This window comes from Spirosoma liriopis (assembly GCF_023196085.1).
GTDB classification, from domain to species: Bacteria; Bacteroidota; Bacteroidia; order Cytophagales; family Spirosomataceae; genus Spirosoma; species Spirosoma oryzicola.
In genome coordinates this window covers 24,910-39,808 of record NZ_JALPRF010000015.1, presented here as the reverse complement: position 1 = coordinate 39,808, position 14,899 = coordinate 24,910, and the positions used below count along the sequence as shown (strand labels likewise).

The following is a 14,899-nucleotide window of genomic DNA, read 5'->3' as shown; positions in this document are numbered from 1 at the left end:
ACTACGGTCGATAAAGGAATAGTTGCCAGATGCAGAAATCTATCATTTAGAGATGACTTTATTTTCTCTTGCTCCTGCTCTTTGTGCCAAGCTGGTCAATGGGTGAGTTGGGTAGGGGGGGGGGATATGGCCCTATAAGCTGTTTTTGGCAGCAAAAACGACTTAATTAAGTATTGGGGGCTCGGCGTAGAATCTTCGTCACATGCATTTGCGTCCCGCCTTCTAAAAATAAATATGTTTTTCAAGGGTCACTTTTGTCACTATCGTCACCTTTCTAGAGTAAGCACTTTATCGTGGACTGCCTCTTCTAATACTCGCACAACAAAGTATAAGATTATACACGCAATCATGCTTTACAGCATTGAAGAAGAAAATTCTTAAACAGTCTTGATTCTATAATCCAGCTTTATCAAGTTGCCGCTTAATTAATTCGCTTGAGGCTATAGCGTCGAATTCTTAGATTCGAACCAATAGATCAATCCTATCCACATGTTTTCACAAATGAGAAGTTTTTATTATTCTGCCTTACTTCTATTGGCTCTTTTCGTTTATAGCTGCTCAAAGCCAGCGGCAGACGGGTCAGTTAACCCTCAACCAACGAATCCAACGACATCAACCCCTGGACTACCGCCAACAGCTAAGTTTGCTTACTACAAGCAGGGACAAATAATTAGTACTGGTGAAACATTCGTAATCACAGGCGAAAATCTACCTACAAATTCTTCTGATTATAGTATCAAAGTGAACGGCACGGAGGTGAGCCACGTCGAATTAATCGACATAACCCCTGTAGTTTCAGGGAAAGCACTTACTCAGATAAGAAGTTGTGTTCCTCAAAATACTACTTCAGGAGAGGTGACCCTAAAAGTAGGTAGCCAGACGATTAATTTAGGCGAAATGACCATAAGGCGATACAAGGAAAATGAATATTGGAAACAAATTACTGATTTTCCAGGAAGCCCTAAAGACGGATCTACGCCGGCAACGATGACATTAAATGGCAAAGCCTACATAGGGCTTGGGAGCTTATTAGATTTCTCTGGAGTTAGATATGATGACTTTTGGGAATATGACCCATCCACTAATAAATGGACTAAAAAAGCAAATTTTCCAGGCGGAAATCGTAATAAGATGGCTTCTTTTAGCATAGGTGGCAAGGGGTATGTTGGTATGGGGTCGCCAGACTATGGAACCATTGATAAAGGTTTTTGGGAGTATAATCCCAGCACCGACAAATGGACTAAGATGAAGGATTTTCCTGGGGAACGTCGTGAAGTGTCTTATTACTTCACGATTGCAAACCGAGGATACATAGGTATCTATACTATTGATTCCGATTCTGGAAAGACTATTAACCAGTTATGGGAGTACAATCCAAGTAACGATTCTTGGAAACAAAAAGCGAGCCTTCCAGCAACTGCACCGTATTATCCTAATAGTGCACAAAACTTAGTAATAAACTCAAGTAGTTATTTACTAGTAGATAAAAAGGACCTGTGGCAGTATGATCAGAATCAAGATAAATGGAGTCAACTCACCACAATCACAGGTCCTTCGGGATATGATATTGATTACAGCTTCGTAAAAAATAATCTCATCTATCTAGGGTTCTCATACTTTGACGGTACGCCTGGTATCTATGATACGCAGTATGCGCTTTATAGTTATAATCCAGCCACCAATAAATTAAACAAAGAAGCATCTGTCTTTGCGGGAGCACCGAGAACAGGCGCAAATGCCTTTGTCATTGGTAATCAAGTATATGTTGGCTTAGGTATACACTCGAAAGATATTTGGACAAGCAAATGGTAGTGGGCATCAACACATATAGAAGAAACTTTTAACCGTCCAAAAGAAGGGATTCATACTTACACTATGACAAAGCAACAATTCTCTACTTTAATTGCCCTTCTAGCCATTATAACACTAGTTCTTACTAATCCTAGAGAAGAGGAGCATAAGTCGGCTGTCAAGGCTAAACTTAATGTTTTTATGAAGAAAAAGATTAATGAGGAAGGTAAGAACAATCAAATGGTGCAGGGGTTAGGAGCACTCTTTGGAGGTTACGTGGTTGATCAAATCGTTAACACAGCCATTTCTAGAAATAACTACTATATATTTTCAACAACCAAGTTTAGTTACTCTGATTCTAGTAAAACAATCGGCGTAGGTGTACTCGGCAATATCTTTTTCTCTTCAAAGGTTGACAAGGCGCTCAAAGACGGAGACTTGTTGAAAACAAAGAGACTTAATTAGCTCAGATGTTGAAAAGTAAGCATGTTTTGAAGTTATAGATCAATAATAATTACGTCATTAAATAAAAGCCCGGTTTCAAACGAAGCCGGGCTTTTAATCTAATCCCACATTCAGGCCGCTATTGCCTAGGTAAGCCGTACGGAAGCTTATTATAGCATGCTAACGCTGGACTTAGACTATCTTGCTAGACGATTAAGAGGCTTTGTTGATTTGAACAAACGGGTTGTGACTGATCACAGGTCGGATCGGTGTAGTTTCACCCATGCGAGCTACTCGCTCAATATCGTGGTCGACCTGAGAAGAAGTTACCCGGACGTAGTGGGCCTCCGTAGTGCGAATACTTGAATGACCCAGCATCTTGCTGACAGTAGCAATTTGAAAGCCTAGACGCAGGAAATAGGCCCCTGCTGTTTTACGGCATATCTTACTGGTGAAAGTCAGAGGGAATTCGATAGCATCAGCAATTACCTTAAGGTTGCGATTAACGTCGGCTAACGTCGGCGCATAGGGGCCGGTAGGGTGTTCAGCAAGCAGGGCTTCTAATTCGGGCAGTAGATAGATCTCACAGTAGTTGCGCGGTGGCTTGGTGCGCTCAATGACAATCTTGGTCTTGCCCGCCGTTGTGGGCTGCTCAAAAGCGTTGCGGTTGGTAGCATAACGAATGGCATCAACGTAATCAAGCCCCGTCAGACACATCAGCTTGGCCCACCATAGTACCCCCGCCATACTGGTATCGGTCAACTGCAAACCCATCAAGCGGTTAATATGAGTAGGCTCTAAGAAGTACACTTCCTTGCCCTTACCGCGCTTTGGCCTAAACTTATCGAGCACATTATTTGATAGAAAGCCCTCATCGATGGCATGACTGATGGCATCCCGGACATGAGCCAAGTGTTTGTTGGCTGTGTCCTTCTGCATGCGCCGTTTGCCTGTCTCGGGGTCCGTCTGTAACCAAGCGTGAAACCGTTTACCCCAACCGGTAGTGATGTCTACCAGATAAGGTGAAGAGGGATCAAACTTTTTGATGTAGTCCCAGGTCTTGTAAGCGCGGGCTAGCGTCTTTTCAGCCCTGCCATCTTCCAGTCCATTCAGCGAGTCTAAATAATCCAGATAGGTTTTGTACCAGCTATGAAGCCTAGGGGACGTGGAGCCGGGTTGAAGAAACTCGGCCTTAATTAGCTCAGGTGTTGGGCGAGGTCCTTCTCCTTTCTGGTAGCGTCGCTTCAGCTCCCGAAGTATCTCACGGTGCTGCAAAGCCACCTGCGCAATCTGCTCATTGAGTTCCTGGGCGTCCTGAGTGCGCCCCGTGACGAGTTGATTATGTTGTTGCCACTTACTAGGACGGACTTTTATACCCGAGTTATAATCGCTAAGCTTGTACCCATCCATACGTAGGGTGATCAAAAGAGGACGAGGGCACAAGTCCTTAGCTTGTTCGGTTCGGTGTCTAAACCGAATGCTGAGTTCTGTACGCCGACGGGTATGCTTAGGCTTGACGGCGTTGCCTAAATAGGCACTGTTAGATATACTAGATGAATTGATAGGCTGGCAGTTCATTAGTTCTGATTGTATTGTTTTGATCGTTTGGTAAAGCCCTCTACAATGTCTACCGCATTACCGATGTAGCGATTGGCATAAGCGGCCTTGCTCCAGCCGCCCATTTTTGACAGTTCAGTATTATTGGCTCCTTCAATAGCCCGTTGAGTCAGTCCTGTGTCCCTACCCTGGCCAAATTGCAAGCCAATCAATTTATCCTTGTCGTCACGCAGATCAGCGTAAGCAGCAATTTTCTTGAGGGCTTTGCTGTAGACTGAGCTATCTTTGTAATAGAGTCGGCGTAGACCACCCCACTTTTCAATAAGCCTTTCGGCACGTGGAGTGATGTTGACGGTCTGCAGCAGATTAGAGCCGGTTTGCTTACTTCGGTCATGCTGAATGAACCGCTGCCCCCCTGGCCGCGCAATAATCTGCATCCGGGGTAGTTCCATAAAATCCGAGTGGTGCAGACACAGCTCAGCTGCTACCAACCAGCTATCACAAATTCTACGCAATGTCGGCGGCAGCTGGCAAGTTTCGAGTTGATTAAGCTGATCCTCGCTCAAAGGCTTTGGATTGGCAGGTGAGCCGCCCCGGCAGGCAAAGGATTCAAGGGGGTTAAATTCGATGTAGCCTTTCGAGAGTGCGTAGGTAACTAGCTGCTTAAGTAGGGAGATAACTTTGTTGATTGAGGCTGTCTCGTAGGGATTGCCATCCCATTTACGCTGTTTAATCAACCACTCTTTCAGGCTCGTGGCAAATGGATACGTGACACTAACAATGGGCAGTTTAGTACGCTTGATGTGCTCTAGGTAACCAAGAATCAATGCCCACCGACGGGAGTAAGTCTCGAACGTAGCCGTCGCAATCTGACCTTCTTTGCGCTTATGGCGATTCGGCTCCATAACATCTTCTTTGAAGGCTATAAACTCGTTATAGACCCGCATCAATGTGACCACTTCGAAAGGAGACTGAGAAGTAGTCTCTTGGGGTAAGCGTTGCTGCTGAATAATCCATTGACCTGCATTCATTACTGATTGCCCATCAATCGGCCCGCCCCGCTTTTGAAGTTGGGTATAGGCCTCCTCTAAGAGCTTTTGGTAAGTTGCCAGTTCGTCAATCAGATCGCGACTCGATTGATTGATGCGGGGTGCTTTACGACCGTCCCATACGGCACGGTAGGTCGTGATGCCCGTCGAGTAAGGGCCATAGCGAACACCGCTGAGGACTAGCTCAACCTGCACAGTGCCGTCGTAGTTCGGTTGAGCGTTGAAGGTTCCCATGGTCTTAGCTTTATGAATACGGGCTTTGCGAAACTGAAAGCGAACATGTATTCGCTGGGGCGATAAGGGGATAAAAAAGCTCATGGTAACTTTTAGAATTATATCAACTAAGAAGCTTTGGTGATTTGTACGAATGGATTGGGATTGATCACACGCTGTAACAAACTCGCTGGAAACTCCGATAAAAGCCGTTTCGGACGGGTTCGCCGGTAAGCATTTAGCTCTTTCGCGCTCTTCTGACCCATTGCTACAATCGTTGCCTCCTCAGTAAGGCCTAGTTCGTTGATGCACCAGTCGGCAAAGGTCTTACGGGCCGTGTGGGTTGTAATGCGCTTGTCGATGCGTAAGGCAACCATAATTTCCTTGAGCTTACTGTTGTAGTACTGGTTGCTGGGCAAGCGTAGTTTCAAATCAGGGTACTTCTCTAATAAGCCTGCGATGACGGGAGTGACCGGAATACAATAGCTAGTTCCTGTTTTCTGACGTTCGCCCACTAGACATTTGCTTCCTTCTACTGTCTGTAAGCTATGCTTACCCAGTTGCTTAAGATCCTGATAAGCTAAACCAGTGTAGCAAGAAAAGATAAAGCAGTCGGCAACGGCCCGAAGGCGTGAACATAGATTGGCCTCAACCACCATCTGTACCTCTTCTTGGTCTAGACATTCCAGGTTAGGGGTTTTATCGACCCGGATGCGGGTATACTGTAAAGGGTTGATGGTAATTAGCTCGTTTTCGGCTGCCCACAAGAGAACTGTCTTGACAACCTGACAAGCTTTTTCAGCCGAGTTGGGCTTGTTATTACGGTGTGTGATAAGGTAGGTCTTGTAGCGTTTTAGGACGCCTTTCGTAAACTCTTCGGCCGGATACTCGCTGATGCCTTCATGCTTTAAAAACTCTAGTAGCGGCCGCATCTTATACTTATAGGTTTCAACCGTTGAATCCCGAAAGTGAAGGGCTACCTTTTCAGCAATGAACTTTTCGATCAACGCGGGAAAAGAGAACACCCCCTTTCCGCCCTGGACAAACTGAGCTTTTAGTCCTTTGGCGGTCATCTTACGGTCATAGCCCTGATGCTGAGCATATATCTTTTCTAAACGTTGCTCACACTCCGAAATGGCTTTGTTAAGCACGGTAGCATGAAGGCAAGCAGGTTTGACCCGCTGTTTGCGTTTATCCCAGTGAGATAGCTCAACCATGATCGACTTGGGCAGGTTAAGGCCTGAGACGGAACTTACAGCGCCCAGCACGATCACGGCCTTATTAACTCTAACCTGTACATAGACGGCCCCCAGAGTTGAGTCTACCGTCGATGGACGCATATAAAAGTTAATGAACATTACATTATTCATGACAACCTCCTTTCTTGTTTTTAAAGTTGAGAGCTGGCAGTAGCTGCCATTGATGAGTAAGCATAGCATTTGCAGCGCAGCGGGTAGCTGCGTAGTTTTGCAGGGTGTTCATAAATGGGAAGTTTAGAGTGACACATGGCCCCGTACTAGTCTACAGTACGGGGTTTATCGTCAGTAAGCTAAGCAATTCTAGTTAAGCCGTTTAGCTGTATCCGTTTGCAATCTGGTCAATAGCTCGTTGAGCTGCTCCAGCCGCGCCACTTGTTCATGAAGTACAAGTCGCATTCGTGCTTCGGAGAAAAGCATATTCTCCTGACAGGTTATACGCTTGTCCTGAATGCGTCCTGACTCCTGCAATGTCTGCACCCACTCCCGCAGCTTGCCCATGTCTTCGCATAGATGAGGATTAACGGTGAACAGGGGTAGCATATCTGCCCGCAAGGGTGCATCTTCGTTCTTTGGCAATGGCAGCGTTGGCATGTTGGGCATGGGGCCAAGCCGTTCCATGATGCAGTTCTCCAGCAGCGTACTCAGGCTGTTATAAAGCTCGAAGAACTCCCACTTACGGGAGGGGCTGACGATGCCCGTGTAGATCTCATCCAGAAAGAAGGTGGTAAACACTTCTCGTAAATCCGATTTGAGAGCGAAGGCACCCTCTAAGCTCTCCATGGCATCCTCCAGGTAATCAGGCAGCTGGATTGGATTGTTTGGCTTCTCCATCGCGTAAGAAGTTTGTCGTGCACTTACGCTTGTTTTGCCTCCACTGAACGTTGAAGCTGGTATTCACAGCAGACCAGTACTAGATCACTTAGGAACTCGTCTAAGTCCTGATAGATGCCGATCGCTTCATTGAGTGTAGGACCGGGTTTGCCTTCCCAGTTGGGTATCCAGGCCATGAACCATGAGCGTAGGGCTTCGCGTATCTTCTGCATCTGCTCGGGCTTTTCGATCTGATCGCTAAACGGTCCAGAAAGCAGTAAAGAGAGGTGTGGGGCGTAGTCCTGATGGAGCAGGACGTTTGATTTTGCCGTTTGAGGGCTGTTTTGCGCCGTTTGCGCAGAAGCGTTTGCACAGGAGGTCCCTGTACGGTAAATTTGTACCGTCTTCATTTGATGTTAGCATTAAATAGTTGACACTTGACCCCTCCGCTACCGGCCTGAGAAACTAGAAGCGAAGGGGTTTACTGTTTTCTTTGGGCATAGTTTGGCCTAGGCAACTTCACTAGTACTATGTAAGCCTCTTATAGTCCCTTATTGTAAAGCAATATTAATCACTTTAAACAGAAAAAGCAACACATTGTGTTGCTGAATTTTTGTACTGTTAACGGTATCTGCAAAATGATTCTTATTTGCCGCCCAATTGCTTTATTTTATTCCTATGATCTAACTCAACCACCTCAACCCTATTTTCGTACAGATAGGCAATAGCTCGCTCTACAACCTTAGATGCACTTGGTCCAAACAAAGGCTTTAGTTCATCAACCTGACTTATACTTTCGGCTGGTAGCCGTAATGATAATGTGTCCTTTGCCATAGCCTAGATGATTTGCCGTAGTAAAAATAGCAGTTAAGCATTCAAAAGCAAGACAATGCAACACTTATGTGATTATTCCTTATATTTGAGAAATGCAAATAGAATTGAAAGCGTTGAATATCAAATAGATTACGCCTATGACAAAGGTAGTTCAAACCGCTGAGGAGTTGAGATATCAACTTCAAGACCAAATAAGATTCCTTGCAAACCGCTGCAATGCTTTTGATCAAGGAGAAACTAATGAAGCGAAACGAATTGCTACTACCCTTCGCATTTTGTTTCATGATAGCAAGTTCAGTAAGTCACTATTAGGGCAACTCGGATTAAAAAATAGACCCTATTACAATTCAGCCATTCTGCCTGAAGAGGGAGGCGAACAAATAATAACCAATATTGCCTTAGCGGGAAGGTTAGCTGGCAATCATACACATAGTTATAGCCCGCATTTAGGTCTACCAGAAGCAGATCAATTTGTAAACTTTAATGATTGGTGGAGCCAAGTGGTAATCACGGACAAAGAAGGCAATGAATTTACCCGGAGCCTGATTATCCTGTCGATTGCTGATCAGGACGGCGGCGCTCATGTCGATCCTGCTTTAAATGAGGCATACTACAAGTTAACTCGCCTTAATTCAGCGAATGACTTTAATGTACTCGTTGAAGGAGAACCAACCATAGAAAAACTAATCAACGCTCAACCGGTTGCCCCCAAAGTGTCACCTGCATTTTACGTAGCTAGACAAATAGCCCATGAATTTCTAGTAAGTCTCTTGGAATATCATCGGATACCGCAGAATCATAGAACACTATACACGTTTAATAAAGATTTCTATAGTGGTGTATCCTTATTTACTTTAGGATTATATTAAATCACTAAAGAAAAGTAGAACGACAAGAGCAATGAATTGTAAGCAAGCCGAGCAGCGTTACACTATTCTTGATTTTCTGATTGCACAGAACATACCTCTACCGGCAAGGCGGACTAGTGGGTATATGCTCAAGTCTCCTTTTAGAAATGAGCGTACCGCGTCCTTTCACGTAGACCCAACCGGCAGGATGTGGACCGACCACGGCGATGGAGAAAGCCAGGGAGGAGGGCTTGTTAAGCTCGTACAGCGGTGGTACAGAGTAGATGTATCAGGGGCGCTTAAGATCATTGCACAGGTTATGGGTGAATCAACTACCTCAACCTCAATTTCACCCGTTCCTTTAGAGGCCAGAAAGCAAACTCCTCTAGGCGTTGAGGTTCGGTGTGTTCAAAAGCTAACCGACATAAAGCTCATTGAGTACGCCGAGGGGCGGGGGATTCCAAGAAGCATTGCCGTAAAGTATTTGAATGAGTGCTACTACTCGATTAATGGCGGGGGAAACTTCCATGCCTTAGCCTTTCGCAATGATGAAGGAGGTTATGAGTTAAGAGCGCCTAACTATCAATACAGTAGCTCACCAAAGGCAATAACAACGATAGCGGGCGTTGATGGAAGTAGCATAGCGGTGTTTGAGGGGTTCTTTGATTTCCTCTCAGCGCTGGCCTACTTCAAACGCGAAGTACTCCAGACGGATGCGCTAATACTGAACTCGCTTAGTCACGTAGGCAAGGCGTTAGCGATCTTAAAGAAGTATAAACACGTTCACCTTTTCTTAGACAATGACCCCGCCGGGCAGGGCGAGGTCACGAAGATCACCAGTAAATGCAACGGGGTTGTCAATTGGTCAGATCGGCTATACCCTGGCATAAAAGACTTCAATGAGTTCCTAATAACAGTCCCCCATGAACGAGATAAAGTTACCTAATATTTTCATTACTAACTTAAATGAAGAAGTAATTTTTAACCCTCTGATTATAGGCTGGGATGGCATAGCCTTTTTTAAGCACTTAGTGCGCGAGTGCTGGCGTAGTGGCAAGATTTCGTTGACAGATAGTGAAATCGGGGAGATGTTCTCGATAGCTGAAAAGCGTAGAGCCAAACTCAAGCAACTATTTAAGGACCACGGGCTTGTTATTATCACAACCGGCGGGCAGAAGCACAACATAACTACCTACACAGTTCGCTTTGACCATATAGCCATTAACCCCAACGCACTACGCGTTGTCTATAGGCCAGGCAAAGGCGGGCTATCAAGTGAAAAGCTAGACGCGCTCGCTGCTGAGTACAGCAAAATGTATGAAGTTCAAAAGGGACTACTCGAACATTTTAAAGAGGAGGTGCCTATTAGTGAATTGCGGGCGATCATTAGCGAGATGAACAGATCACTGGTAGCCCACGCTGAGGTTATACAGGATAGTCGGAACAAGGCGTGGAGAGCTGAGCCGCTTAAACTGGTTGCTGATCCCAGAACACTTAGGCAGCTACGCGGGGCGTTGCGATACTATGAAGCAAAGAACCTCATAGCCGCTTTCGATACCTACGCCGAGTACATGACCGACAAAAAATACGGGCTAGATCAGGATGACTGGCTAAAGGCAAAAGAGGTACCCGCCAATATATTCAGCTACTTCGCCAGCTTCAATAAGAAGAAACCTTACGACATCATACAGCGGTGCATTGCTCAACGTAACAATACTACTTTCGATAAAAGATGGTAAGTTATGATGTATTTGAAATACACGATTACTTTCGATAAAAGAGGGTAAGTCAACTATACGTCAAATGTCGTAAGTTAGGAATAACAATTCTCTACATAGTATTTATTAGTAATCTCTTATTTGACTACTCCAATCACTGACTTTTTGTTGGTGAAGAACGCGAGGCCCAAAAGCCTCATTGAATTGCCAAATGAAGAGGGGAATGAATAACCGGAGGCAGCGCAAAGAATTAACCCCGCTGTCACCTTTTGGACGATTTTCGTTACATCGGTGGCGCTTATTGCCATAGCCGCCCTATTAGGATATACAGGCTCTTCAAGATTTTTAAAGAGGCTATTACACATTCTTATAGAGGGGTCTATTAAATGTTGATAGAGGTCCGATGAACTCTTTACAAGGCGCCTCTACGATAGCCATGCTTAACTAAGCCTAGGTTATATTGCTGTTCATTTTTGGACAGACAGCATACAGCAATCGTACAGGAGAGGTACTATAGCGGGTAGGCTTAATAAATGCGATTTAAGACGCTTGGCTGACAAAACGAGGGTGTAGTCTACTTTTGCCAGATCGCTCCTCCACGGGGCTAATTTGCGCTTAAAGCTATAAATCCTTAAGCGCTTTCTTGTCGGCACTCTGTTTTATGCTGTTGAGCTTCGCCCTAGCCAGTTCCCGACACTCGCGCTCGTTTTTAATTAACACCTCGTCCGCAATCGTCAGTATGTCTACATAGGTAATCTTACAGCTTGAGCTAAATAGCTTGGAGAATAGAGCGGTTGCGGTTACTGTCCCATTATACCACTTGCTGTAGTAGGTGGTTTCGGTGCCGCAACGGACGGTCTGATGGTTGCTGCTCAGTTCAGGTTCTCCATATTTAGTAACGAATGCTGTTTTTAATTCCGGGCTATTATCTGCCTCAAATGAGATCAATAGATTATCGAAGAACATTAGATAGACATTGTTAATCTCAATGCCCGCTACGTCGTACTTTCTGAGATAGTAAACGCTGGTAGATGTGCAGCCAGAGACTCTATCTAAGACATAATCGGGCTTATAGCTTAATTTGTACAATATGCCAGTACTGCCTTCATATACATCACTCTGCGCTTCTTGAACGGCCAGACTGGAGCCTCGCGCATATTTCATTAAATCATTGACCGTTGTTTTGCCAATCTTAAACTTACCAATACCCTCTATTTTATCTTGAGCGTTTGAAGCTAGGCAAGCGAAGTAAAGTAATACGCTACAAAGGATCTTCATGATGTGGATTTGATTGCGGCAACCGTAGAACTTCACTGATACCATATGAGGCGTTTTCAGGCTTTTTAAGCCACGATCATATAAAATATAAAGGATAACTCAACACAGTAGGAAAACGCCGCAAATCGCATTTATTGAACTCTAGTAGTTACGTTGTCTACCAAAGGAGGGTAGCGTTGATAAGCCAACTCGATTAACTTCCTGAAATCCGCCCGTCTTTGTGAACTTCATTGTGTGGTTGAAGTTTCGCATTGAGTCGGATGGATCAATAGTAGAGAAGTTAAGTTTAGAGAGGGTTTCTCGTGGCATGGCTGCCGAGACAACGACCTGATTTTCGATTTGGCCGGTTGCTGAATTCAACTGGTTTACCAGGGCATGAACAACCACCTGACTGACGGGTAAATGCGCCTGTATTTCTCTGGCGACTCGTAGCAGGCAACTACATACATAATCCTGATAGATCTCATTAAATTTGCTCGCCGAAAGTGGTTTGCGGGAAAGTTTACCGCTAGCTAGTTGGGTAACAACAAAATCCGGGACCACCTCCGCCGTGTCAACCTCGACATCGACTTCTATGTGGTCAGCAGTGAAAGTGAATACGAGTTTTGAGCCTAATTGGCTGATGTCTTCAAAAGGCGCAAAGTACTCGATCACCTGAGCATACACGTTTGAGTCTTTTGCCAGGACCTGACGGCTTATTTCCTGACGCTCCTGCCACTCGGTAGTTAGCTGAATGTGTTCTTCCTGACGCTCCCTGGTAAGCTGTTCATCTTTATGGCGGGCGGTAAGGACTGCATCTTCAAGCCGTCGGATTTTTACGGGCTGACGCTTGAACAGCCGATCCAGAAAGCTAGGCTGATAGGAATCTAGCGCTTCCTGAGCTGATCGTTCATGTTCAGTGCTTACTAACGGAGGAGCTGGTGCTCCTTCCTGACGAATAGATTCCCAATCGATCTCGGTGCTACAATCGTTGTGAACGGACTTAATAACGTTTATGTAATTATTATAATCAGCAACAACTTGTCTGGCATCAGTAATAGCCTGTTGCTTTTGTAATTGTTTGTACTGCTGGGCAGCAATACGATTTCGTCGCTTGTTGTCACGCTCGATCTGCCGGGAAATGGCCGCAAACGAGCGCATTGTTCTTTTAAAGCTCATAAGTAGTGTGGAACGAATACGTTTTTGTAATAAGAGCGCCTAGATTTCCTGCTCCTCGACTTCGATTTCAGTAGGGATGTTTTCCATTTGAAACTTCTCCCACTCAGCCCGATCAATCGTATTGTTAGCCAGGGCTTGCTCAACGGCTAAGCTTTCGCGGTACTCACGAGCCTCAGCCGTAAGTGTCCATTTGGTTTCAATCCCCAAACGCTCAATCTCGGAACGAATCTGCGTCAGATCGACCCGGAAGAACTCCTTACGTGGATTGACTTTATTAACCTGATTATTCAAGAAGTGACGATGTAAGTCGCGCTCCAATGCGGGGGCATCATTGCTAAAGAGCATCGCATGCACGTCAAACTCAAAGGGTACTGATGCGTCGCCGAGCTCACGTACCCGGTCTAAAGGCTCTAGCCGCCGGGTCATGCCGATTTTGTAAACATGCTCGCCAAATGAGCCAACATTAGAAATGATGTAGACATGGCCTGACTTAGTCTGCTGTGCCATAGATAAGGCCCGCTGGTTTTTCTCCTGGGCAACCTGTAGCCTATTCTCTAACTCCAGAAGTTGCTGTTCAAAGACCGCCTGCTGCTCAGCGGAGGCTTTAGCGGCCTGCTGTTGCACCTTATCGATTGCTTTTTGAATAACGTCTTCCTGTTTAGCCGCTTCCCGCTGCGCTTTCTCAAAGTCACGCCGGGCTTTTTCTTCCTCGCGGATTTGCTCTTTGATCAGGCGCTGCTCTTCCCGCTCTTTTAACTTTAACTCATGAGCAATAGTAGCCCAGCGTAACTCCTCAAGCCGGGCCTGTAAGTATTCGTAGGTAATGCGAGCATCCCTAAAGGGCTTGCCTAGATGGTTAACTAAGGCATAAGCATCCTTAATTTGCTGAGCTAGGGTCCCGTAATTGTCATGCTTGACACTGGCAAGTATAGTATCCACTTTGCCGTTGAAGGCATCAGTAACGAAATTCACTGCACTGGTGCTCCGGACAAATTCGACATAGTCGCATTTAGCGGCAGTCCGGTTGGTTACCATCAAGCGGGTACGTTCGCGGGCTTTTTTCAATTCAGTACCGGCCTCCACGTGGGCATAGTCTTCCGCTAACTCATCAAGGAGCGTGTAAGACGGAATCAAATATTGATCACCATATCCGTTGAGCACATTTTTAAGGGCCTGAATCGTCTTCTCAAGTTCAGCTGCATTCCGGTTCGCTGCCAAAGCTTCACCGGCAATCTCCTCAGCGCGTTGGTCGGCAATGGCAATAATACGACCCGCTTCTTTTGATGCATCAACCAGCAATCCATCCGCCTGGGTCTGTAAGGTCCGAGCTTTTAATGCCGCCTGCTCGCGAATCTCTCTTGCCTGAGAGCGCGCCTGCCTTAGCTCCTCATCAGCAGCATATCGCAACCTGGCAGCTTCTGATCTTGCCTGGGTTAAGATTTGGACTGATTCATCCTGAGCCTGATTCCTGATTTGCTGGGCATATTGCTCGGCGTCAAGTATTGTCCGGTACTGACTAAGTTGATTAAGCTCAAAATTGAGTTGATTGAGTTCAGCGTTGAGCTGGCTAAGCTCAGACTTTAACTGATTTTCGCGTATTGCTGCATCCTTTGCTTGCTGCTCACTGGTGGTTCGCAACTGAAATAATTCTTTATCCTTGGCTTTAACCTTTCTTGATTGTTTAGCTAGGTATATAAGTGCAACAACTAATAAAAGTAATAGAAATGATGACATGGATAGATTAAGTTAAACTTCACTAAAAGCTTGTAGGATAGAATCACTACTATTGCTGTTAATGAATATTTGTATAATCATTTATATATTTATATAAAAACATATTTAATAACTCTATCACATCGATTGCACAGGGGGGATGAAAGAAACGGAGCCTACCGATTGGGGGTAAATGTTGGCAGTCCTGACGTCGGCTAAAAATGAGC

At 45.3% G+C, this 14,899-nt stretch carries 14 protein-coding genes; 5 read left to right on the top strand and 9 right to left on the bottom strand.

Annotated elements, in window-relative coordinates; translation table 11 throughout:
* The first annotated feature begins 489 nt into the window (after positions 1-489).
* Positions 490-1,812: a Kelch repeat-containing protein gene (locus M0L20_RS29660; RefSeq protein ID WP_248480926.1), complete on the top strand. Its 1,323-nt coding sequence runs from the start codon at positions 490-492 to the stop codon at positions 1,810-1,812.
* Between the two features lie 63 nt (positions 1,813-1,875).
* The gene (locus M0L20_RS29655) at positions 1,876-2,256 is read left to right on the top strand and encodes a DUF4359 domain-containing protein (RefSeq protein WP_248480925.1); all 381 of its coding nucleotides are present in this window, start codon (positions 1,876-1,878) and stop codon (positions 2,254-2,256) included.
* 192 nt (positions 2,257-2,448) lie between these two features.
* Here the strand turns inward: M0L20_RS29655 and M0L20_RS29650 are convergent, their stop codons facing one another.
* From M0L20_RS29650 to M0L20_RS29625, 6 genes are all read right to left on the bottom strand, one after another.
* Positions 2,449-3,645, bottom strand: coding sequence for a tyrosine-type recombinase/integrase (locus tag M0L20_RS29650; RefSeq protein WP_248480924.1), 1,197 nt, complete (start codon positions 3,643-3,645; stop codon positions 2,449-2,451).
* Between the two features lie 167 nt (positions 3,646-3,812).
* Positions 3,813-5,159, bottom strand: a complete 1,347-nt coding sequence (locus M0L20_RS29645; RefSeq protein ID WP_248480923.1) for a phage integrase SAM-like domain-containing protein — start codon at positions 5,157-5,159, stop codon at positions 3,813-3,815.
* 23 nt (positions 5,160-5,182) lie between these two features.
* Positions 5,183-6,424, bottom strand: coding sequence for a site-specific integrase (locus M0L20_RS29640; protein ID WP_248480922.1), 1,242 nt, complete (start codon positions 6,422-6,424; stop codon positions 5,183-5,185).
* A gap of 189 nt (positions 6,425-6,613) precedes the next feature.
* Positions 6,614-7,144 (bottom strand): hypothetical protein, encoded by a 531-nt coding sequence (locus M0L20_RS29635; protein ID WP_248480921.1) that lies wholly within the window; start codon positions 7,142-7,144, stop codon positions 6,614-6,616.
* Positions 7,145-7,167: 23 nt separating this feature from the next.
* Complete coding sequence (locus M0L20_RS29630) at positions 7,168-7,533, bottom strand: hypothetical protein (protein WP_248480919.1); 366 nt, start codon at positions 7,531-7,533, stop codon at positions 7,168-7,170.
* Between the two features lie 235 nt (positions 7,534-7,768).
* Complete coding sequence (locus M0L20_RS29625; protein ID WP_248480917.1) at positions 7,769-7,957, bottom strand: hypothetical protein; 189 nt, start codon at positions 7,955-7,957, stop codon at positions 7,769-7,771.
* 137 nt (positions 7,958-8,094) lie between these two features.
* Here M0L20_RS29625 and M0L20_RS29620 point away from each other — a divergent pair, with 137 nt between their 5' ends.
* The 3 genes from M0L20_RS29620 (at position 8,095) to M0L20_RS29610 (ending at position 10,544) form a co-directional block, all read left to right on the top strand.
* A complete protein-coding gene (locus tag M0L20_RS29620; RefSeq protein WP_248480915.1) occupies positions 8,095-8,826 on the top strand; it encodes a hypothetical protein in 732 nt (243 codons plus the stop codon).
* Between the two features lie 124 nt (positions 8,827-8,950).
* Positions 8,951-9,751, top strand: coding sequence for a DUF8464 domain-containing protein (locus M0L20_RS29615; protein WP_248480913.1), 801 nt, complete (start codon positions 8,951-8,953; stop codon positions 9,749-9,751).
* Positions 9,729-10,544: a hypothetical protein gene (locus tag M0L20_RS29610; RefSeq protein WP_248480912.1), complete on the top strand. Its 816-nt coding sequence runs from the start codon at positions 9,729-9,731 to the stop codon at positions 10,542-10,544. Before M0L20_RS29615 ends, M0L20_RS29610 begins: the two co-directional genes overlap by 23 nt.
* A gap of 600 nt (positions 10,545-11,144) precedes the next feature.
* Here M0L20_RS29610 and M0L20_RS29605 read toward each other — a convergent pair.
* From M0L20_RS29605 to M0L20_RS29595, 3 genes are all read right to left on the bottom strand, one after another.
* Entirely contained in the window at positions 11,145-11,801 is a 657-nt protein-coding gene (locus M0L20_RS29605; protein WP_248480911.1) for a hypothetical protein, read from the bottom strand.
* A gap of 141 nt (positions 11,802-11,942) precedes the next feature.
* Positions 11,943-12,959 (bottom strand): hypothetical protein, encoded by a 1,017-nt coding sequence (locus M0L20_RS29600; RefSeq protein ID WP_248480910.1) that lies wholly within the window; start codon positions 12,957-12,959, stop codon positions 11,943-11,945.
* Between the two features lie 39 nt (positions 12,960-12,998).
* Positions 12,999-14,693 (bottom strand): SNIPE associated domain-containing protein, encoded by a 1,695-nt coding sequence (locus tag M0L20_RS29595; protein ID WP_248480909.1) that lies wholly within the window; start codon positions 14,691-14,693, stop codon positions 12,999-13,001.
* Between the last annotated feature and the right edge of the window lie 206 nt (positions 14,694-14,899).

Coding starts and splice junctions, on each gene's coding strand:
- M0L20_RS29660 (WP_248480926.1), top strand. CDS start 490: ATGTTTTCACAAATGAGAAGTTTTTATTATTCTGCCTTACTTCTATTG.
- M0L20_RS29655 (WP_248480925.1), top strand. CDS start 1,876: ATGACAAAGCAACAATTCTCTACTTTAATTGCCCTTCTAGCCATTATA.
- M0L20_RS29650 (WP_248480924.1), bottom strand. CDS start 3,645: ATGGATGGGTACAAGCTTAGCGATTATAACTCGGGTATAAAAGTCCGT.
- M0L20_RS29645 (WP_248480923.1), bottom strand. CDS start 5,159: ATGAGCTTTTTTATCCCCTTATCGCCCCAGCGAATACATGTTCGCTTT.
- M0L20_RS29640 (WP_248480922.1), bottom strand. CDS start 6,424: ATGAATAATGTAATGTTCATTAACTTTTATATGCGTCCATCGACGGTA.
- M0L20_RS29635 (WP_248480921.1), bottom strand. CDS start 7,144: ATGGAGAAGCCAAACAATCCAATCCAGCTGCCTGATTACCTGGAGGAT.
- M0L20_RS29630 (WP_248480919.1), bottom strand. CDS start 7,533: ATGAAGACGGTACAAATTTACCGTACAGGGACCTCCTGTGCAAACGCT.
- M0L20_RS29625 (WP_248480917.1), bottom strand. CDS start 7,957: ATGGCAAAGGACACATTATCATTACGGCTACCAGCCGAAAGTATAAGT.
- M0L20_RS29620 (WP_248480915.1), top strand. CDS start 8,095: ATGACAAAGGTAGTTCAAACCGCTGAGGAGTTGAGATATCAACTTCAA.
- M0L20_RS29615 (WP_248480913.1), top strand. CDS start 8,951: ATGCTCAAGTCTCCTTTTAGAAATGAGCGTACCGCGTCCTTTCACGTA.
- M0L20_RS29610 (WP_248480912.1), top strand. CDS start 9,729: ATGAACGAGATAAAGTTACCTAATATTTTCATTACTAACTTAAATGAA.
- M0L20_RS29605 (WP_248480911.1), bottom strand. CDS start 11,801: ATGAAGATCCTTTGTAGCGTATTACTTTACTTCGCTTGCCTAGCTTCA.
- M0L20_RS29600 (WP_248480910.1), bottom strand. CDS start 12,959: ATGAGCTTTAAAAGAACAATGCGCTCGTTTGCGGCCATTTCCCGGCAG.
- M0L20_RS29595 (WP_248480909.1), bottom strand. CDS start 14,693: ATGTCATCATTTCTATTACTTTTATTAGTTGTTGCACTTATATACCTA.